This is a genomic window from Vulcanisaeta distributa JCM 11217 (genome assembly GCF_001316005.1).
Lineage (GTDB): Archaea > Thermoproteota > Thermoprotei > Thermoproteales > Thermocladiaceae > Vulcanisaeta > Vulcanisaeta distributa_B.
Genome location: NZ_BBBJ01000019.1, coordinates 1 through 577 on the forward strand (window position 1 = coordinate 1; position 577 = coordinate 577).

Annotated in this window: 1 rRNA gene; it reads left to right on the top strand. The window is 66.4% G+C overall.

The features are described 5' to 3' along the window. Positions 1-577: ribosomal RNA gene (locus tag JCM11217_RS17125) — 23S ribosomal RNA — on the top strand; the annotation flags it as partial.

Here is a 577-nt window from a genome sequence, read left to right on the forward strand (position 1 = left end):
GGGGGCCACTGGCCCCCCCCAAGGCTAAGCACGTCCCGAGACCGATAGCGCACTAGTACCGTGAGGGAAAGCTGAAAAGAACCCCCCCGAAAGGGAGTGAAAAGAGCCTGAAACCGGGCGGCTAAAGGAGGGGCGGCCCGAAAGGGTGCCCTTCCCCCCCGAAGGAAACCGGGGTGAACCCGGGAGTACGAGGGGGAGGGTCCAGGGTCGCCCCCCCTTCCGTCTAGAAACACGGGCCGGGGAGTTCCCGCCCGTGGCGAGCTAAGGGGGTTAGCCCCCCCGAAGGCGTAGGGAAACCGAAAAGCCCGTAGCGGGGGTGACCCCCCCGTGAGGGGCTGGGTCTTAATGGGCCCGTAGTCACGGGCGGGAGACCAGAAACCGGGCGATCTAGCCTGGGCAGGGTGAAGCGGGGCGAAAGCCCCGTGGAGGCCCGAAAGGTTCTGATGTGCAATTCGTTCCCATGACCTGGGGCTAGGGGCAAAAGACCAATCAAGCCCGGTGATAGCTGGTTCCCCCCCCGAAGCGGTCCCAGCCCGGCCTCCCTGGAGGAGGCCCACGGGTAGAGCACTGATCGGGG